Source organism: Streptosporangium roseum DSM 43021, assembly GCF_000024865.1.
Taxonomy (GTDB): Bacteria; Actinomycetota; Actinomycetes; order Streptosporangiales; family Streptosporangiaceae; genus Streptosporangium; species Streptosporangium roseum.
In genome coordinates, this window is record NC_013595.1 from 7,188,149 (window position 1) to 7,208,617 (window position 20,469).

Here is a 20,469-nt window from a genome sequence, read left to right on the forward strand (position 1 = left end):
CAGGAATGTTTCGAGTGTCGTCATACCTCCAAGTGGTGTCAATAGCCAGCAATAACGGTTTGTTCACATGGCCCACCGGCCGTCTGAGCGCGACCAGCGAGGGGGGATCTGATGAAACGCTCAATTCCGGGCGGACGCGGTGAAGTCCTCCGCGTCCGCCCGGTTCACCCGCGTCCGCCCGGCTCAGACGTGGAAGGCGTAGGAGCCCGAGCCGACCTCGTAGACGGCGTGCCCGTCCACGACCCGGTCGAGGGCGACGCCGGGCGACTCGGCCGCCGGGCGGCCCGACTCGGTCACGCCCGCGGGCCCGCCGGGGACCCAGACCTCGGCACGGGTGTTCGGCGGCACCCTCACCTCCAGGGTGAAGTCCCCGCCCTCCCGCCGCCAGGCGATCTCCACCCGGCCGTGCCTGGTCCGGTACGCCGTCCTGGCCCAGGTGAGTTCCCCGCCGGGGCGCGGCCGTACCACGATGGCCCGGTAGCCGGGAGAGGCGGGGGCGAGGCCGCCGATCGTCTCGTACATCCAGGCGCCCACCGCGCCGTAGGCGTAGTGGTTGAAGGAGTTCATGCCCGGGTCCTGCAGGCCGCGGTGGTGGCTCCAGCCGTCCCAGCGCTCCCACATGGTCGTGGCGTCGCCGTGCACGACCGGGTAGAGCCACGACGGGAAGCTCTCCTGCAGCAGCAGCCGGTAGGCCGTGCCGAGGTGCCCGGACCGGGTCAGCGCGTCGAGCAGGAACGGCGTGCCGAGGAAGCCGGTGGACAGATGCCCGCCCCGCGCCTCGATGTCGCGTACCAGGCGCGCGGCGGCCCGGGGCAGCTCGGCCTCCTCCAGCAGGCCCGCGGTGATGGCCAGCACGTAGGCGGTCTGCGTGCCGCTCTCCACCACCCCCGGCCCCTGCACGAAGGCGGCGCGGAAGGCCCGCCGGACCCGGGCGTACACCTCCAGGCAGGCCCGCTCGTCGTCGGCGCGGCCGAGCGCGGCGGCCAGCTCGGCCAGCTGCCGCGCCGACAGCGCGAAGATCGCGGTGCCGACGAGCCGTTTGGGGGTGTCGGCCCCGATGCTCAGCCAGTCGCCGAAGCCCTCGTCGGGGAAGATCCCGTCGGTCGAGCGGCTGTCCAGGTAGGCCAGCCAGCGGCGCATCGGCCCGTAGTACCGGGCCACGGCGTCGGCGTCGCCGCACAGGCGGTACAGCGCCCAGGGCAGCATCACGATGGCGTCCCCCCAGCCGGGCGAGCCGGCCTCCCTGGGGTTGGGTGACAGGCCGCGGCCGGAGAGCACGTCGGGCACGACGTGGGTCACGGCGCCGTCCTCGGCCTGCGCGTCCACCACGTCGGTGAGCCAGCTGTGCAAAAACGCCCGGGCGTCGTAGTTGAACAGCGCCGTAGGGGCGAACGCCCAGATGTCACCGGTCCAGCCCAGCCGTTCGTCCCGCTGCGGGCAGTCCGTCGGGATCGACAGGAAGTTCCCCCGCTGGCCCCGGACGATGTTGCCCTGCAGCCTGTTGAGCCGCTCGTCGGAGCAGGCGAACTCGCCCGCCGGCTCCATCGCGGCGTAGGCCACCCGGGCCCGGATCGCGTCCGAGGTGAGCGGCTCGCGCAGCCCGCTCACCTCGACATAGCGGAAGCCGTGGAAGGTGAAGCGGGGTTCGAAGGTCTCCGCGCCCGCCCCGCCACGCGGCAGGAACTCGTCGGTGGCGCGGGCCGAGCGCAGGTTGGCCAGGTGCAGCGCCCCCTCGTGGTCGAGCACCTCGGCGTGGCGCAGCACGACCGGCCGATCCCGGCCGGCGCGGGCGGTGAGCCGGACCCAGCCGACCACGTTCTGGCCGAAGTCGGCGATCCAGACGCCGGGGCTCGATTCCCACACCGCCCGGGGCGCCAGCTCCTCGTGCACCCGGACGGGCGGGGCGACGGCCGCCGCCGGCCGCCCTGCCGGAGGGCTCACCGGTACGGCGGGCAGCCAGCCGGAGTCGTCGAACCCGCACGCGGTCCAGCCCACCGGCTCGGCCGCCAGATCCTGCCGCTCACCGTTCTGCAGGTCGGCGTACCTGATCGCGCCGCTGCCGGCCCGCCAGTCGGAGTCGGTGCGCAGCCTGGTCGTGGTGCCGTCGTCGTGGACGATCTCCAGTTCGGCGCGCAGGGCCAGCCGCCTGCCGTACTGGAAGGAGCCGAACCAGCTGATGTTGCCGGCGTACCAGCCGTCGGCCAGCACCGCGCCGAGCGCGTTGCCCCCCTCGGCGACCAGTGCCGTCACATCGTAGGTCTGGTAGGTGACACGGTGGCGGTAGTCGGTCCAGCCGGGCGCCAGGTGGTCGGCGGACACCCGCATGCCGTTGAGGTGCAGCTCGTAGACGCCGAGCGCGGTGGCGTACAGCCGGGCACGGCTCACCGGCCTGGGCACGTCGAACTCCCGGCGCAGGTAGGGGCTCGGGCGGTCCGCGACCGGCTCGCGTCCCCGCGGCGGGTCGCCGTGCAGCCCCACCTCCTCGGCGAGCGACCAGCCGGTGTCGTCGAAGCCGGGCTGTTCGAACCCGGGCGCGGGCTCACCCGCCGCCCGCCAGCGGCCGTCCGAGGTCACGGTCACGGCGCTCTCCCCGGCCACCGGGACGAGCTGGGGCAGGGCGGGGCGGCCTTCCAGGACGACCTCCAGACGCACGCACAGCCCACCGGGCAGGCCGTCCACGGCGCCGGCGCGCAGCGCCAGGACGTTCTCCCCGGAGTCGATCAGGTCGCCGGCGTCCGCCACGAACGCCCCGTCGCGGACCTCCCCCGCCACGGGCATCCCGTTGAGATGGACCTGTGGATCGAGCGCGCCGCCGATCACCAGCCACGCCGACAGGGGACGTGCCCCGCCGGGCACGGTGAAACGGGTGCGGAAACCGCCGGTCCGCGCCTCGGACGGGCCGAGCGGACCGGCGGCCCAGATGCGGGGCACGTTCTCCAGGGACGGGAGCCGCTGCGAGCCGGGGACGGCGGGCGTGCCGATCCAGTCGGCGGTCCACCCCGTGACGTCGCCGAGCCCGGTCTCGAACCAGTGCGCCGGGCTCCAGTCGCCCCACGTGCCGGCCTCGTCGGCCGCCCGCGCACGCCACTGGTAGCGCGTGCGCGGGCGCAGCTCCGCGCCCTCGTAGGCGATGTCGAACGTCCGGGACGAGCCGACCTCGCCGGTGTCCCACAGGACCTCGGCGCCCTCGGCGAGCGGGTCGCACTCGCGGCCCACGACGATCCGGTAGGCGCTCTGGGCCCGGCCCCGGCCCGGAGCGGCGAGCCGCCAGGAGAACCTCGGCGCGCTCTCGCCCAGGCCCAGGGGTTCGGTCCGGCCGTCCATCCGGAGATCGGTGACGGCGAGGGCGGCCGCGACGGCCTGTTCCATGAGTTCGCTCTCTTCCAGCCCGGCCAGCAGAAACCAGCAATTGAAACATTTCAACCCAGGGAACGCTAGACAGCCCGGCAACCGGCGTCAACCCTGCCCGCCATCACCGCCGACAAGCTCACTGAAACATTTCAACCAGGTAGACTGGCACCTCCAGCAGGCGAGCTAGAAAGGTCCGCCGGTGACCGAGACCGACAAGACGGCCGAGGCGTCGCCGTCGCGTCCCCGCCCTCGCAGGAGCGCCGCGCTCGGCGCCGAGGACACGCGGGCCCACGGCCGTCGCCGGCTCAGCATGGTCGACGTGGCGGCCCACGCGGGGGTGTCCGTCGGCACGGTCTCCAACGTGCTCAACCGGCCGGAGATCGTCGCCAAGCCCACCCTCCTGCGGGTCAAGGCCGCCATCGAGACGCTCGGCTTCGTGCCCAGCGCGCCGGCCCGGCAACTGCGGGCGGGCACGAGCCGCTCGGTGGGCGTCGTCGTGCGCGACATCGGCAACCCGTTCTTCACCGAGGTGCTGCCCGGCATCGAGAGCCGGCTGTCGGAGGAGCAGCTCCTGCTGGTGGTGTGCAGCTCCAACGACTCGCCCGAGAAGGAAGCCCACTACCTGCAGACTCTGGAGCAGCACCGGGTGCCGGGCATCCTCATCACGCCGGCCGGCGACGACATCGGCCATCTCGTCGACCTCCACCGGCGCGGGGTCGGGGTGGTGCTGCTCGACAGGCCCGGCGCCGACTCGCAGCTGTGCGCCGTGGCGGTCGACAACGTCCGCGGCGGCGAGCTCGCCGGCAACCACCTGCTCTCGCTGGGCCACCGGCGCATCGGCTTCCTCAACGGGCCGCTGGTCATACGGCAGTGCAGGGACCGGCGCGAGGGGCTGCTGCGGGCGGTCCGCAACGCCGGGCTCGTCCCCGACGAGGTCGTCACCGAGATCACCCTGCCCGTGCTCAACGCCGCGGGGGGTGAGGCGGGGCTGGATGAGCTGCTCGCCATGGCGGGCCCGCCGCCGACGGCGCTGTTCTGCATGAACGACATGGTCGCGCTGGGCGCGCTGAGAAACCTGGAGCAGCGCGGCGTCACCGTCCCCGGCGAGATGGCCGTGGTGGGATACGACGACGTGGAGTTCGCCGCACTGCTGTCGCCGTCGCTGACCTCGATCCGCCAGCCGAAGCAGCAGCTGGGACGGGCCGCGGCCGAGCTCCTGCTCACCGACGCCCGGGGAGAGGCCGGCCACTGGCACCAGGAGATCGTCTTCCAGCCCGAGCTCGTGGTGCGCGCCTCCAGCTCGGCCCCCGCCCACCCGAGCGCCGGCTGACGGGCCTGAGACGTTTCACTGACGGGCCCCTGGGGGCACCGGCTCCGCCACCGGCGGTCCGGGCCTCCCAGGCCCCTGAAACCACGTTGACCTGCTGATCCATGATCGCCTCTTGATCCGGCCGGCTTCTTCGATCATTCTTGAGACGTTTTAACCGATCGGGGCAACAGTGGCAGGAGATCCCGCATGGCGCGGACATTCCACCGCACTCTCATCGCTCTCGCCTTACTCCTCATCGCCCAGCTCGGCGTGGTGGCACCCACCACGGCCCAGGCCGCGCTGCCGTACCCCACCCGCTCCGACTACCGCATCAAGGGTCTGCAACCCGACTTCTGGCCGGAGAAGAACGACATCTCCGGCAACAACGCGGGCGGCGTGGCCATGAACCTCATCTGGTCGGACTGGGAGCCCAGCGTCAAGGCGCCGCCGTGCGCGACGGGCGCGCAGGAGTTCGGCGGGCGCTGCTTCACCGTCAACTCACGCGTCGACGCCGACATCAAGGCCTGGACCGACCGCGGGCTCGTCGTCACCGCGGTCGTGTACGGCACGCCCGCCTGGGCCCGGCAGGGCAGGACGTGCACGCCCGCCGCCGCCGGCTTCGAGATGTTCTGTGTCCCGAACAACCCGGCCGACTACGGCCGCTTCGCGGGAATGCTCGCCCAGCGCTACGACGGCCAGCACGGCCACGGCCGCATCGCCGACTTCGTCGTCATGAACGAGGTCAACAGCAACACGTGGTTCGACATCGGCTGCGGCCAGGGGACGGCGTGCAACCAGACCGCCTGGCTGGACGCGATCGCCGCGAACTACAACGCCGCCTACGACGCGATCACCGCCCAGCAGCCGACGGCCAAGGTGCTCACCTCGCTCGACCACTATTTCGGCACCACCTACGACCGGCCGGCGGCGGCCGAGGCGATGCTGTCGGGCATGACCGTGCTCAAGGGGCTGGCCGCGCGGGCGGGCGGCCGTGCATGGCGGGTGGCCTACCATCCGTACCCGCCCAACCTGCTGCGCCCCGAGTTCTCCGCCGACGACTTCCCCAAGGTGACCTACGGCAACATCGGCGTCCTGGTGGGATGGTTGCGGCAGCAGTTCCCCGGCACCCCGTCGGCGTGGGAGGTGCAGCTGACCGAGAGCGGCGTCAACTCCCTGGCGCCGTCGAGCGAGTCGGCCCAGGCGGCCAGGTTGTGCGACTCCTTCCGCAACGTGCTCGGCACGCCCGGCATCGAGAGCTACATCTGGCACCGGATGAGCGACCATCCCGACGAGACCGCCGCCGGGCTCGGCGTGGGCCTGCACCGCACCAACGGCACGGCCAAGCCGGCGTGGGCCACCTGGGCCCTGGCCAACCGCGCCGACCTCTCGCCGCCCCAGCTGTCCTGCGGTTTCGAGCAGCTGCCCTACACCCGGCTCCGCCGGGGGTTCAGCACCGCCCGCGGCCATCTGGCGTCCTCACGGCTGCTGCCGCCGGGCGTCACCCAGGAGCAGAGCTGGCGGCTGCTGCGCAGGCCGGCGTCCGGGACCGTGGCCCTGTACGAGTGCAAGGTCGGTGACCACACCCTCCTCACCACCGACGGCGGCTGCGAGGGGCAGTTCCCCATGGGGCCGGTCGGCTACGCCTACACCACGCAGGTGAGCGGCTCGGTGCCGCTCTACCGCTGTCGCAACACGGCCAACGGTGACCATCTCATCACCAACCAGGCCGGCTGCGAGGGGTGGACCTACGAGTCGCGGCTCGGTTACGTGCTGCCCTGACCATGAGCGACCCGGCCAGGCCAGGCCGTCCGGCCCGGCCTGGCCGGGTGGCCGCACCTGCCCTCGCCCCGGTGGTACGGGCCGCGCTCGCCGGCCTCGACCCCGTGGAGCGCGGCCTGAACACCGGTGTCCGGTCGGACGGCGCGAACCTAGGCGCTCAACCTCTGGACGACCTCGGCCACCACCCGCGCCCGCTGCGGCTGCAGGTAGAAGTGGTCGCCGGGGAAGACCGTCAGGGAGAAGTCCGAGGCCGTGAGCGTCTCCCAGGCCTTGGCCTGGGCCGGGGTGACCACCGGGTCGGCGTCGCTGACGAAGGCGGCGACGGGGGTGCGCAGCGGGGGGCCCGGACGGTGGCGGTAGTTCTCCAGCAGCCGGAAGTCACCTCGGACGTAGGGAAAGATGATCTCGCGCATCATGGGGTGGGCGAAGATCTCCAGCTCGGTGCCGCCGAGCCTGGACAGCTCGGCCAGGAGCGCGTCGTCGTCGTAGCCGGAGACCTTCCGCCGCTCCCCGGCCTCGTGCGGCGCCGTCGCCCCCGACACGAACAGCTTCGCCGGGCCGATCCCCCGCGCCTCCAGCGCACGCGTGACCTCGTAGGCGCCCACCGCGCCCATGCTGTGCCCGAACAGCGCGAAACGCCGGTCCAGCAGCGGGAGCATCGCGTCGGTGACCGAGTCGACCAGCGTGCTCATGTGCTCCGGCATCGGCTCGCCGAACCGGTCGGCCCGGCCGGGCGGCTGCACGCCGTACAGCTCGACCGACTCGGGCAGCAGCGCGGACCAGTCACGGTAGGCCGTGGCGGACCCGCCCGCGTGCGGGAAGCAGATCAGCCGCGTGGTCGCCCTCGGGCGGGGGTGGAAGCAGTTCAGCCAGCTCACGCGTGCCCCTCGCCCCCGGGTCCCTCGAAGATCGTGCGGCTCATTCGCCCATGGCTCTGATCAGGCTCTTGGGACGCATGTCGGTCCAGTTCGCCTCGATGTGGTCGAGACAGGCCTGCCGGGTGTCCTCGCCGAAGGCGACCGTCCAGCCCGCCGGGATCTCGGCCCAGGACGGCCACAGGGAGTACTGGCCCTCGTCGTTGATCAGTGCCAGGTAGGTGCCGTCGGCGTTCTCGAACGGGTTGCTCATCGAATCTCCTTGAGTGCGGGGCCCCGGGCTTCGGCCCTGGGGAGGAAGTCACGTCAGTTCCTTCCGGAGCAGTGCGGCGATCTCCGCGATCGGTTCGGGGTTCAGCATGGCCTCGTGGTCACATGCGACCGTGTGCTCCTCGATCGTGCCGGTGACGTACGGCTTCCAGTCGGCGGCCGTGAGGATGTCCGTCTCACGGCCGTGGGCGGCGATGACGAGGAGCACGTCCCCGTCGAACCTCCGTGGCACATGCTCCTGAGAGATCTTCACACCATTGAGGTAATTACGGTAGACCGCGAGCAATGTCTGTTCGTCGAGGGTGGCGTACCTGCCGTTCTGGCCGTGGACGAACTCCATGACCTTCCCGATCTCCTCCGGCCCCTCGTAGCCGGCGGCGGCGAGCAGTCCGGGCAGCGCCTCGCGCCCGTCAGCGTCGATCTTCTCGCCGGGGTAGGCGTCGAGCAGGGCCAGCAGCGCGACCTCCTCACCGCGTGCGCGCAGTTCGACGCCCATCGCGTGGGCGATCAGGCCGCCCATGGACCAGCCCGCCAGCCGGTACGGCCCGCGCGGCTGGACCTCGCGGAGGCGGCCGAGGTAGTCCAGGGCCATGGCCTCGATCGACGGGGCCGTGTAGTCCGGCTCGGACAGGGCTCGGGCCTGGAAGGTGTAGAGCGGCTGGTCGGGGCCGAGGTGGCGGAGCAGCCCGGAGTACGGCCAGCCGAGCCCGGCGCCGGGATGCACGCAGAACAGCGGCGGCCGGGAACCCCCGGCGCGCAGCGGGAGCAGCACCTCCAGGCCTCCGGCGTCCGCCTCCGGCCGCGACCGCGCGTCCGGCCGGCCGTCTCCGGCCAGCGCCTCGACCGTCTGGCGCGCGAACACCTCACGCGGGGTGATCGTCACCCCCTCCTGCCGGGCGCGGGAGACCAGCCGGATCACGCTGATGCTGTCGCCGCCCAGGTCGAAGAAGCCGTCGTCGACGCCGACCCGCTCCAGTCCGAGCACCTGGGCGAACAGCCGGCAGAGCAACTCCTCGGCGGGGGTGCGGGGGCCACGCGAGGACACCGCGACATCCGGCTCGGGCAGGGCCGCGCGGTCCACCTTCCCGTTCGGGGTGAGCGGCAGCGCGTCCAGGGGCACCACCGAGGAGGGCACCATGTATTCGGGCAGGGTCCGCTCCGCGAAGCGCCGCAGCTCCTCCGGGGCGACGGTGCCGACCGTGTAGGCGACCAGCCGGTTGTCGCGGGCGAGCACCGACACCTGGGCGACCTCGGGATGCCGGGACAGGGCCGCCTCGACCTCCCCCGGCTCGATCCGGAACCCGCGGATCTTGACCTGGTGGTCGGTCCGGCCCAGATACTCCAGCTCCCCGCCGGCCGACCACCTGACCAGGTCTCCGGTCCGGTACATCCGCCCGCCGTACGGGCAGGCGACGAACCGTTCGGCGGTCAGGCCGGGACGGCCCCGGTAGCCGCGGGCCAGGCCGGAGCCCGCGAGGTACAGCTCGCCCGGGACCTCCGGGGGGACCGGGCGCAGCAGGCCGTCCAGCACGTAGGCCCGCATGCCGTCCATGGCCCGGCCGATGGGCGGCGTGGCCGAGTCCACGCGGGAGACCCGGTGGTAGGTGGCGTAGGTGGTGGCCTCGGTGGGCCCGTAGACGTGGCCGAGCACGGTGTCCGGGCAGGCCTCCCGGACCCGCCGCATGGCCTCGGGTGAGGCCGCCTCCCCGCCGGTGAGGACCTCCCGCAGGCCCGCGAACGCCCCCGGGTCCTCCTCGGCGACCAGGTTGAACAGGGCGGTCGTGATGAACAGGGCGGTCAGCCGGTGTCCGGCGACGAGGGCGCCGATCGTGGCGGGGTCGAGCTCGCCGGGCGGCGCGACGACGACCGTGCCGCCGTTCAGCAGCGGCACCCAGAGCTCGTAGGTGGAGGCGTCGAAGGCGTGTGGCGAGTGCATCAGCAGGCGCCGGTGACCGTCGGCCCACCGCCGGTCGGAGACCAGGGCCAGGACGTCGCGGTGCCGTACGGCGACCCCCTTGGGCCGGCCCGTCGAGCCCGAGGTGTAGATCACGTAGGCGAGCTGGTCGGGATGGGTTCTCACATTCGGGTCGCCAACCGGCGCGGAGCCCGCCTCGGCCCCCTCAGCCGGGGAATCCGGCGGGCCGCCGTCCATCCGGACCACCTCGGCGGCGTGCCCGAAGCCGGGGTCGCGGTCGGTGACCAGGACGGGTGCGCCGGTGTCGGCCATCACCCAGCTCATCCGGTCGGCCGGGTGGCCGTGGTGCACCGGGACGTAGGCGCCCCCCGCCTTGGCGATCGCCAGGGTCGCCACGACCACGTCGGCCGACCGGTCGAGCAGGACCGCGACGGGGGTCTCGGCCCGGACGCCCAGTCCGATCAGCCGGTGTGCCAGCAGGTTGGCCCGCCCGTTCAGCTCGGCGTAGGTGAGGGAGGTCGCGCCGCTGACGACGGCCTCGGCGTCCGGGGTCCGCTCCGCCTGCGCGGCGAAGGCCGCCGCGATCGTCGCCTCGGGCGGAAGCGCGGGCGCGGCGGGTGGGACGGTGGCCGGCGCGGCGGAGGCCGGAGCCGTGGCGGAGGCAGGGGAGGGCTCGGGGGCCGGGGAGGGCAGGGAGACCGGGGAGGGCGGGGTTCCGTCGTTCCAGTCGTGGAGGACGTGCGCGCGCTCGTCGGAGGACAGAAGGTCGAGCCGGGCGAGCGGCCGGCCGGGGTCGGCGGCGATGGCCTTGAGCAGGCGCGTCAGCCGGTTGAGGAGCCGGATGGCGGCGGCGCGGGGGATGACGTCGGGGCGGTGGTCCAGGCGCAGGGACAGCCGCCCGCCGGGGACGACGGCCAGGGCGAGCGGGTAGTGGGTGGCGTCGGTGCCCGAGGATCCGGCGAGCCGCAGGCCTCCCTCCGCCCCGGCTCCGGCGCCGTCCAGGGCCGCGGCGTCGAGAGGGTAGTTCTCCAGGACGGTCATGGTGTCGAACAGCGGCCCCAGGCCGGGCAGGCGCTGGATCTCGGCGAGTCCGAGGTGGTGGTGGGCGAACAGGTCCGACTGTTCGGCCTGGACGCGTCCGAGCAGTCCCGCCAGGGTCTCGGCCGGGTCGATCCGTACGCGCACCGGAACCGTGTTGATGAACAGGCCGATCATGCGCTCGACGCCGGGCAGCTCGGGCGGGCGCCCGGAGACGGTACCGCCGAAGACGACGTCGTCACGGCCGGTGAGGAGCGCGAGCAGCAGCGCCCACGAGCCCTGGATCACCGTGTTGAGGGTGAGCGACCGGGCACGCAGGACGGCGGTGAGACGGCCGGTGAGGTCCTCGCTGAGGTGGGCGCGGACGCGGCCGGGGTCGGCGGGCGGGCGGGCCGCGAGATCGGGGACGACCAGGGTGGGACCGGCGATCCCGCTCAGGGCCCGGCCCCAGGCCGCCGTCGCCGCCGCGTGGTCCTGGCGGGCCAGCCACTCCAGATACCCCTTGTACGGCGGGGCCGCGGGAGGCTCGGCCCCGCTGTACAGGGCGAACAGCTCGGCGGCCAGCAGCGGGGTGGACCAGCCGTCGAGCAGGATGTGATGGTTGGTGAAGACCAGCCGGTGCCTGCCGGGCGCGAGCCGTACCAGGACGAAGCGCATCAGCGGCGGCGCGGCCAGGTCGAAGCGGCGGGCCCGCTCCTCGGCGGCCACCCCGGCGGCGTCGGCGGTGGCGACCTCCCGCCAGGGGACCTCGACCCGGCGGTGCACGAGCTGGACGGGTTCGCCGTTGGTCCGCTGCCGGAACGAGGCGCGCAGGTTGGCGTGGCGGCGGAGCAGCGCCGCCACGGCGTTCCTCAGGGCGGGGACGTCGAGCGGCCCTTCCAGCTCCAGCACGAGCTGGGCGGTGTAGACGTCGGGCGCGGCCTCGTCGAACAGGGCGTGGAAGAACAGTCCCTGCTGCAGCGGCGACAGGGGCAGGATGTCCTCAAGCTGACTCACGGGCACTCCACTCCGCGTCGAGTTCCGCCGCGAACGCGTCGATCTCTTCCTGGCTGATGGAGACCATCAGGTCCGAGGGGGTCAGGCCGCCGCCGGTGTGCAGGGACAGGCCGGTGAGGGCGGTGAACCAGGCCTCGGCCAGCTCTCTGACCCGCTCCTCGCCGAACAGGCGCCCCGCCCAAGACCAGGTCGCCCGGAGGCGGGGGCCGTCGGGCGTGTCCCGGGTGACCGCGTTGACCTCCAGCGCGTGCGGGAGCGCGAGGTCCGCCGCGTGTCCCCCGCCCGCCGCGTCGGATTCGGGTGCCGGGGACCAGTCGGCGCCGGTGGCGGCCTCGATCCGGCCGAGGTAGTTGAAGGCCAGCTCGGGGGCGGGGTGCCGGCTCAGTTCGGCGGCGGTCACGGGATCGAGGTGGCGGAGCAGGCCGTAGCCGATCCCGTTGTCGGGGATGGCGCGGAGCTGTTCCTTGACCCGTTTGATCGCCCGGGCCGCCGTGGGGCCCCGCAGGTCGGCCCAGTCCGCCTGGCCGGGGTCCAGCCGGACCGGATACATGGTGGTGAACCAGCCGACGGTCCTGGACAGGTCGACGCCGGGGAAGATCTCCTCCCGGCCGTGTCCCTCCAGGTCCAGCAGGACCGAGTCCTGCCCGGTCCACCGGCTGACGGCCAGCGCGAGCCCGGCGAGCAGCACGTCGTTGACCCGGGCGTGGAACGCCGCCGGGAGCCGGGTGAGCAGCGGCTCGGTGACCTCCGGGGGCAGTTCGAGCGTCAGATGGCCCTGGGTGCCGAAGGTGTCCACGGCCGGGTCCAGCCGCGCGGTCCCGCCGCCGAGCGTCCGGGTCCAGAGGTCGAGTTCGGCGGTCCTGTCGCGGGCCTCGTCCCGGAGGCGGTGGGCCCAGGTGCGGAAGGAGGTCGGGACCGGGGCCAGCACCGGAGCCTTCCCTTGAACCGCCGCCTCCCAGGCGGCGAACAGGTCCGGCAGCAGGATCCGCCACGACACCGCGTCGACCGCGAGGTGGTGGACGGTGAGGACGAGCCTGCCGGAGACCTCCGGCCCGGCATCCAGCCACGCGACGCCGACCATCCTGCCCGCCGCCGGATCCAGCCCGGCGCGTGACCGTGCCGCCTGCTCGACGATCGCGCCGGTCGGGTCTCCGGCGACCTCGACCCGGCGCACGTGCTCCGCCGCCCGGACCGCCCCGCGCGCCATCACCTCCAGCCCGTCGGCCGCCCTCAACCGCAGCGCGTCATGACGGTCCAGCACGGCCTGCACCGCGACGGTGAGACGGTCCAGGCCGAGCTCCGGGGGGACCTGGAGGACCACCGTCTGGCTGAAGTCATCGGCCGGGCCGGCGAGGCCGTCCAGCCAGGCCATGATGGGGGTGGCCGGCAGCGGGCCGATCCCCGCCCCTTCCGGCTCGTGTTCCGTCTCCTGCCCGTCGGTGGCGACGGCGGCCAGCTCCCGCACGCTCTGGTGGCGGAAGACGTCCCTGGGGCCGAACACCACCCCGGCCTGCCGGGCGCGGGCCACGAGCTGGATCGCGATGATGCTGTCGCCGCCCAGGTCGAAGAAGCCGTCGTCGGCGCCGACCCGTTCCACTCCCAGCACCTCGGCGAACAGCGCGCACAGCAGCGCCTCGCGCGGCGTGGAGGGTTCCCGCCCGGAGGAGGTGATCTCCGGGACGGGCAGGGCCCGCCGGTCCAGCTTGCCGTTGGCCGTCAGCGGCAGCGCATCCAGCACCACCACCGCCGCCGGAACCATGTAATCCGGCAGCATCCGCCCCGCGAACCGCCGCACCTCCCCGGCGTCCAGCACCTCTCCCGCGTCCAGCACCTCTCTCGCGTGCGGCGCCGCCCCCGGCCCGGCACCCCCGCCGGGCCCGCCCGGCATCGCCTCGTCGCCCGCAGCCGGACCGTCCGGCGTCACGGGACCGTCAGGTGTCACGTGGGCATGTCCCACCACGTAGGCGACCAGGCGCCGGTCCCCCGGCCGGTCCTCCCGCACCACCACCGCGACATCCGCCACCAGCGGATGCCCCACCAACACCCCCTCCACCTCACCCAACTCGATCCGGAACCCCCGGATCTTCACCTGCTGATCCACCCGCCCCAGAAACTCCAACCGCCCCGCACGATCCCACCGCGCCAGATCCCCCGACCGATACATCCGCCCACCACCGACCCCGAACGGATCAGCCACGAACCGCTCCGCCGTCAACCCCGCCCGGCCCACATACCCCCGCGCCACCCCCGCCCCCGCCACATACAACTCCCCCACCACCCCAGGCGGCACCGGACACAAAAACTCATCCAGCACATACACCCGCAGGTCCGGGATCCCGGAACCGATCAGGCCGGCGGGACTGTCCGGTCCCAGCGGCGCGTAGGTGACGTGCACCGTGGTCTCGGTGATGCCGTACATGTTCACCAGGGACACTCCCCGGCCGTGCCACCCGGCGAGCCGGGAGACCTCCAGGGCCTCGCCGCCGAAGATCACACACCGCAGCGACAGCTCCACCCCCGCACGCTCCCGCTCAGCCCGCATGAACTGGTAAAACGCCGACGGCGTCTGATTCAGCACCGTCACCCCACACTCGGCCACCAACGCCACGAACTCCCCCGGCGACCGACTCACCTCAAACGGCACCACCACCAACCGCCCGCCATACAACAACGCCCCCCACAACTCCCACACCGAAAAATCGAACGCATACGAGTGGAACAACGTCCACACATCCGTCTCGTCGAAACCGAACCACCCCTCCGTCGAGGCCAGCAACCGCGTCACATTCCCATGCGGGACCACCACCCCCTTCGGCCGCCCCGTCGACCCCGACGTGAAGATCACATACGCCGGATGCGCAGGCAGCAACCGCCCCACCTCGCCACCGGCCACCCCCTCCACAACAGGCACGCCCCACTCACGCCCACCCTCCCCACCAGACTCCCCGCCCACCGCAAAGGCATCACGAGACACCTGCCCACCAGGCTCTCCACCCACCGCGAAGGCATCACGCGACGCCTGCCCGTCGAGCCGGAACAGCGAGAACGGCGACACCTCACCCGACATCGGCACCCGCCGTCCATGCGTGACGAGCACCCCCTCCGACCCCGACACGGTGACAGCCAGCACCGGGCGGGCATCCCGCACGATGTGTGCGATCCGATCCGCCGGATAACCCGGATCGATCGGCACATACGCACCCCCCGCCTTCACCACCGCCACCACCGCCACCACCAACTCCACCGAACGCGGCACCACCAACGCCACGAACCGCTCCGGCCCCACCCCCAACCCCACCAGCACCCGCGCCAACGCCCCCGCACGCGCATCCAACTCCCCATACGACAGCTCCACCCCCGACCCCACCACCGCCACCGCATGCGGCGACCGCGCCACCTGCGCCTCGAAGCGCTCCAGGATGGTGGCCGGGGCCGGTTCCGCGCCGGTGCCGGCCCAGTCGCCGAGAATCGTCCGGCGCTCGGCGGGGGTGAGGATCTCGATCTGGCCGATGGGGGTGTCGGGGGCGGCGACCACGGATTCCAGGAGCCGGTGGAAGCGGGTGACGATGTCGCCGGCGGTCTCCGGGTCGAACAGGTCGAGGCTGAACTCCAGGCCGCCTTCGAGACCTCCGGAGGGGCGTTCGGCGAGGGTGAGCTGGAGGTCGAACTTGGCGGTGGCCGGGGTGAACGGCTCCACGGCGACGGACAGGCCGTCGAGTTCCAGGACGGCGGGGGGGGTGTTCTGGAAGGCGAGCATCACCTGGAAGAGGGGGTGACGGGCCATCGAGCGGGCCGGACTGACGATCTCCACCAACCGCTCGAACGGAAGATCCTGATGCGCATAAGCCGCCAGATCCACCTCCCGCACCCGGCCCACCAGCTCACGGAAACCCGGATCACCCCCCGGGTCGGTCCCGCAGCACCAACGTGTTGACTCACCAACCGCATCACCAGCAGCGAATCCCCACCCAAATCAAAAAACGAATCATCCACCCCCACCACACCGTCAAACCCCAAAACCTCCGCAAACACCCCACACAACACCTCCTCCACCACCGACCGCGGCCCCCGCCCCGACCCCACCGACACCTCCGGCACCGGCAACGCCGCCCGATCCAACTTCCCGTTCCGCGTCACCGGCAACACATCCAGCACCACCACCACCGACGGCACCATGTACTCCGGCAACACCTCCCCCACCCACCGCCGCAACTCCGCCGGCAACCCATCCCACCCAGCAGGACCGGGCTCCACGCCCCCCACGTCCCCGTCGCCGTCGCCGTCGCCGTCGCCGCGCCGCCCGCCCGCCGCCGGAACAGGAGATCCACCCCGGCCGCCACCGTCCCCTCCGGCGCCGGAGACGCCCTGTCCCGCCGGAGCGGGCACCACGTACGCGACCAGCCGCCGATCCCCCGGCCGGTCCTCACGCACCACCACCGCCACCCCCGACACCGACCCATGCCGGGCCAGCACCGCCTCCACCTCACCCAACTCGATCCGGAACCCCCGCACCTTCACCTGGAAATCAGCACGACCGACGTAGTCCAACCCCCCATCGGCACGCCACCGGACCACATCACCCGTCCGGTACATCCGCTCCCCCGAACCCCCGAACGGACACGCCACGAACCGCTCCGCCGTCAACCCACCACGCCCCAGATACCCCCGCGCCAGCTGCACCCCGGCCAGGTAAAGCTCCCCGGCCACCCCCACCGGAACCGGCCGCAACCACGGATCCAGCACGTACACCCGGGCGCCCGGCAGCGGCGACCCGATCGGCGGGGTCTCGCCCGGAGCCAGGGGCCCGCTCATCGTCGCGGCGATCGTGGCCTCGGTGGGACCGTACGCGTTGATCATCAGGCGGCCGGGGGCCCAGCGGGCGACGAGTTCGGCTCCGCAGGCGTCCCCGCCGACCGCCAGGGTCCGCAGATCCGGCAGCGGCGCCTCCGGCACGCTCGCCAGGGCGGCGGGAGGGATCAGAGTGTGGGTTATCCGTCCCGCCGCCAGCACCTCCGCCAGCGCCGGCCCGCCGTACACGCCGGGAGGGGGGATGACGAGCGCCGCCCCCGCGGCGAAGGCCATGAGCATCTCCATGACCGAGGCGTCGAAGCTGGGGGAGGCGAACTGGAGCACCCGGCTGTCCGGGCCGACCCTGAGCCGGTCGGTCTGCGCGGCTGCGAACGCGGCGATGCCCCCGTGGGTCACGACGACGCCCTTGGGCCGTCCGGTCGAGCCCGAGGTGTAGATCACGTAGGCGGGGTTGTCCGGCGCCGGCCGTACCTCCAGGTTCTCCGCCGAACGTCCGGACACGTCCGCGCCGGCCAGGAACGCCTCGTCGATCACCAGGGAGGGGGCGGCGTCGGCGAGCATGTACGCGACCCGTTCGGTCGGGTAGGCCGGATCCACCGGCAGGTAGGCGCCGCCCGCCTTGACCACGGCCAGGGCCGCGACGATCAGGCCGGCGGAGCGGGGCAGCACCAGCGCGACCACGTGCTCCGGGCCGACTCCGCGCTCGACCAGTATCCGGGCGAGCCGGTTCGCCCGGCGGTTGAGCCCGCCGTAGGTCAGGACCGTCTCACCCTCCACGAGGGCGACGGCGTCCGGGTCCAGCGCGGCCCTGCTCTCGAAGATCTCGGGCAGCGTACGGCAGGGCACCGGCTCGCCGGTGTCGTTCCACTCCTCGACGATCTGGCGGTGCTCGGCGGCGTCCAGGACGCCGATCCGGCCGACGGGCGTCTCCGGGGCGGTGACCAGCGTGGTGAGCAGCAGCCGCAGGCGCTCCAGCAGCCGCCGGGCCTGGGCTCCGGTGAACAGGTCCGGACGGTGGTCCAGGCGCAGGGTGAGGCGGTCGCCGGGGATGGCCGCGAGGGCGAGGGGATAGTGGTGGGCGTCCACGGAGCCGAACCCGGTCAGCCGGACGTCGCCGAGGGCGGTGTCCGCGGCGGAGGGGTCGAACGGGTAGTTCTCCAGCACGGTGACGGTGTCGAACAGGATGCCGCGATGGATCTCGGTCAGCCCGAGGTGGTGGTGGGGCAGCAGCTCGGCCTGCTCGTCCTGGAGGCGTTCCAGCAGTTCCCCGACCGGCTCCTCCGGGCGGAGCCGTACCCGGACCGGCACCGTGTTGATGAACAGGCCCACCATCCGCTCGACGCCGGGCAGCTCGGGCGGACGTCCCGACACGATCGCGCCGAAGACGACGTCGTCGCGCCCGGTCAGCCGGGACAGCAGCACTCCCCACAGCCCCTGCAGCACGGTGTTGACGGTGATCCCCCGGCGGCGGGCCAGCCTGCCCAGCCCGGTGGTCAGGCCGGCGTCCAGCTCGATGCTCACCTTGTCCGGAGGGGCGGGTGTGACCGTGCCGGGCGCGATCAGCGTCGGCTCCTCGACCCCGTCGAGGGCACGGTCCCAGGCCTGCCGGGCGGCGGCCCGGTCCTGGCGGGCCAGCCAGGCCAGATACCCCTTGTACGGCGGGGCCGCCGGGGCCTCCACCCCCAGGTAGAGGGCGAACAGCTCGGCGACGAGGAGGGGCGTGGACCAGCCGTCGAGCAGGATGTGATGGTTGGTGAGGATCAGCCGGTGCCTGCCGGGCGCGAGCCGTACCAGGACGAACCTCAACAGGGGCGGTGTGGCCAGGTCGAACGGGCGGGCCCGCTCCTCGGCGGCCACGGCGTCCGGATCGGCCGAGGCGACCTCGCGCCACGACGGCTCCACCTGGTGCGGGATGACCTGGACCGGCCGGTTGAGCTCCTCGTGCCAGAAGGCGGCGCGCAGGTTGGGGTGGCGTTCGAGCAGCCTGGCGGCGGCGCCCTTCAGGGCGGGGACGTCCAGCGGGCCGTCGAGGTCGAGGGTGACCTGGGCGGTGTAGACGTCGTGCTCGTCGTGGAGGGCGTGGAAGAACAGGCCCTGCTGCAGCGGCGAGAGTGGGAGGATGTCCTGGACCTGCGTCATCGCTTCTCCCACGCGGCCTGGATGCGGTCGATCTCGTTCTGGTCCAGGTCGACCAGGAGGTCGCTCGGCGTGTAGCCGCCCCGGCCGTGCGCGGCCAGCCCTTCGAGGGCCTCGGACCAGGTCCCGGCCAGGTCCCTGACCTCCGCTCCGGTGAGCACCCCTTCCGGCCAGGACCAGACGGCTTCCAGGTGGGGGCCGTCCGGCCGGTCATGGGTGGTCACGTTGATCTCCAGGGTGTGGGCCACCGGCATGCCGGGGTCGTGGCCGCCGAACCCGGCCGGGACCAGGTTCCAGTCCCCCTCGGCGACGGCGACCCGGCCGAGGTAGTTGAACACGATCTGCGGCTGGGGAAGCCCGGCCAGTTCAGGGCCGGCCACGGGGTCGAGGTGGCGGAGCAGGCCGTAGCCCAGGGGGTTGGGCACCGCTCTGAGCTGCTCCTTGACCTGCTTGATCGCCTGGGTCACGGCTCGCTCGTCGGTCCAGCCGCCGATGCCCGCGTCGAGCCGGACCGGATACATGGCGGTGAACCAGCCGACGGTCCTGGACAGGTCGACGCCGGGGAAGATCTCCTCCCGGCCGTGCCCCTCCAGGTCCAGCAGGACAGAGGTGCCCCGGCCGCCACGCTTCCTGCGCCAGTGCGCCACGGCCAGGGCGAGCCCGGTCAGCAGCACGTCGCCGGCCCGGCCGTGGAACGCGGCGGGGACGCTGGTCAGCAGGGGCTCTGCCTGTCCGGGTGGCAGCGTCAGGCGGAGGCTGCGCAGCGTGGCGACGGTGTCGATCCGCGGGTCGAGCGGCCTGCTGCCGATGAGTGGGTCAGGGCCGTCGAGGATCTCGGTCCAGCGGTCGAGTTCGGCGGTCCTGTCATGAGCGTCGCCCCCGTCGCGGGCCTCGCCTCGGTCGCGGGCCTCGTCCCGCAGGCGGTGGGCCCAGGTCCGGAAGGAGGTCGGGACCGGGGCCAGCACCGGAGCCTTCCCTTGAACCGCCGCCTCCCAGGCGGCGAACAGATCCGGCAGCAGGATCCGCCACGACACACCGTCGACCGCCAGATGATGGACGGTGAGCACGAGCCTGCCGGAGACCTCCGGCCCGGCATCCAGCCACGCGACGCCAACCATCCTGCCCGCCACCGGATCCAACCCGCACCGCAGCAACTCGACCTGCCCGGCGACCGCCTCCTCCACCTCCCCGGCGACCTCGACCCGGCGCACGTGCTCCGCCGCCCGGACCACCCCGCGCGCCATCACCTCCAGCCCCGACACCCCCGGCCCGGCCACCCTCAACCGCAGCACGTCATGACAGTCCAGCACGGCCTGCACCGCGACGATCAGATGATCCAGGCCAAGCCCCGGGGGGACCCGCAGGACCACCGTCTGGTTGAACCCGTCGATCGGCCCGCCCCGCTCCGCCAGCCAGGCCATGATCGGGGTGGCCGGCAGCGGGCCGATCCCCGCCCCTTCCGGCTCGTGTTCCGTCTCCTGCCCGTCGGTGGCGACGGCGGCCAGCTCCCGCACGCTCTGGTGGCGGAAGACGTCCCTGGGGCCGAACACCACCCCGGCCTGCCGGGCGCGGGCCACGAGCTGGATCGCGATGATGCTGTCGCCGCCCAGGTCGAAGAAGCCGTCGTCGGCGCCGACCCGTTCCACTCCCAGCACCTCGGCGAACAGCGCGCACAGCAGCGCCTCGCGCGGTGTGGAGGGTTCCCGCCCGGAGGAGGTGATCTCCGGGACGGGCAGGGCCCGCCGGTCCAGCTTGCCGTTGGCCGTCAGCGGCAGCGCCTCCAGCACCACCACCGCCGCCGGAACCATGTAATCCGGCAGTGCCTCCCTGGCCCATGCGCGGAGCGCGTCGGGGGTGGCCGTGCCGACCACGTAGGCGACCAGGCGCCGGTCCCCCGGCCGGTCCTCCCGCACCACCACCGCGGCATCCGCCACCAGCGGGATGCCCCACCAACACCCCCTCCACCTCACCCAACTCGATCCGGAACCCCC

9 protein-coding genes and 1 pseudogene are annotated in these 20,469 nt (G+C 73.0%); 2 read left to right on the forward strand and 8 right to left on the reverse strand.

What is annotated here, in order from left to right:
* Positions 1-183: 183 nt before the first annotated feature.
* Positions 184-3,423, reverse strand: coding sequence for a family 78 glycoside hydrolase catalytic domain (locus SROS_RS31635; protein ID WP_148269263.1), 3,240 nt, complete (start codon positions 3,421-3,423; stop codon positions 184-186).
* A 127-nt stretch (positions 3,424-3,550) separates the two neighbouring features.
* On the opposite strand from SROS_RS31635, the gene SROS_RS31640 reads away from it, so the two are divergent.
* The gene (locus SROS_RS31640) at positions 3,551-4,681 is read left to right on the forward strand and encodes a LacI family DNA-binding transcriptional regulator (RefSeq protein ID WP_012892999.1); all 1,131 of its coding nucleotides are present in this window, start codon (positions 3,551-3,553) and stop codon (positions 4,679-4,681) included.
* 186 nt (positions 4,682-4,867) lie between these two features.
* Entirely contained in the window at positions 4,868-6,439 is a 1,572-nt protein-coding gene (locus SROS_RS31645) for a DUF5722 domain-containing protein (protein WP_012893000.1), read from the forward strand.
* Between the two features lie 149 nt (positions 6,440-6,588).
* Here the strand turns inward: SROS_RS31645 and SROS_RS31650 are convergent, their stop codons facing one another.
* From SROS_RS31650 to SROS_RS54235, 7 genes and pseudogenes are all read right to left on the reverse strand, one after another.
* A complete protein-coding gene (locus SROS_RS31650) occupies positions 6,589-7,317 on the reverse strand; it encodes a thioesterase II family protein (RefSeq protein ID WP_012893001.1) in 729 nt (242 codons plus the stop codon).
* Between the two features lie 40 nt (positions 7,318-7,357).
* The gene (locus SROS_RS31655; RefSeq protein WP_012893002.1) at positions 7,358-7,567 is read right to left on the reverse strand and encodes an MbtH family protein; all 210 of its coding nucleotides are present in this window, start codon (positions 7,565-7,567) and stop codon (positions 7,358-7,360) included.
* Between the two features lie 48 nt (positions 7,568-7,615).
* Positions 7,616-11,533 (reverse strand): non-ribosomal peptide synthetase, encoded by a 3,918-nt coding sequence (locus SROS_RS31660; RefSeq protein ID WP_012893003.1) that lies wholly within the window; start codon positions 11,531-11,533, stop codon positions 7,616-7,618.
* Positions 11,520-15,401: a non-ribosomal peptide synthetase gene (locus SROS_RS31665; protein ID WP_169369421.1), complete on the reverse strand. Its 3,882-nt coding sequence runs from the start codon at positions 15,399-15,401 to the stop codon at positions 11,520-11,522. Before SROS_RS31665 ends, SROS_RS31660 begins: the two co-directional genes overlap by 14 nt.
* Positions 15,290-18,481 carry a non-ribosomal peptide synthetase gene (locus SROS_RS31670; RefSeq protein ID WP_052317083.1) on the reverse strand — a complete coding sequence of 1,064 codons (3,192 nt, stop codon included), beginning with the start codon at positions 18,479-18,481 and terminating at the stop codon, positions 15,290-15,292. The genes SROS_RS31665 and SROS_RS31670 overlap by 112 nt, the downstream gene beginning before the upstream one ends.
* Complete coding sequence (locus tag SROS_RS53350; RefSeq protein ID WP_081453263.1) at positions 18,478-20,124, reverse strand: condensation domain-containing protein; 1,647 nt, start codon at positions 20,122-20,124, stop codon at positions 18,478-18,480. The genes SROS_RS31670 and SROS_RS53350 overlap by 4 nt, the downstream gene beginning before the upstream one ends.
* 165 nt (positions 20,125-20,289) lie before the next feature.
* Positions 20,290-20,448: pseudogene (locus tag SROS_RS54235) on the reverse strand (AMP-binding enzyme); the annotation flags it as partial.
* Positions 20,449-20,469 lie beyond the last annotated feature (21 nt).

What these genes read in the sequence shown, in the direction of transcription:
- SROS_RS31655 (WP_012893002.1), bottom strand. Translation starts at nt 7,567, where the DNA reads ATGAGCAACCCGTTCGAGAACGCCGACGGCACCTACCTGGCACTGATC.
- SROS_RS31645 (WP_012893000.1), top strand. Translation starts at nt 4,868, where the DNA reads ATGGCGCGGACATTCCACCGCACTCTCATCGCTCTCGCCTTACTCCTC.
- SROS_RS31670 (WP_052317083.1), bottom strand. Translation starts at nt 18,481, where the DNA reads ATGACGCAGGTCCAGGACATCCTCCCACTCTCGCCGCTGCAGCAGGGC.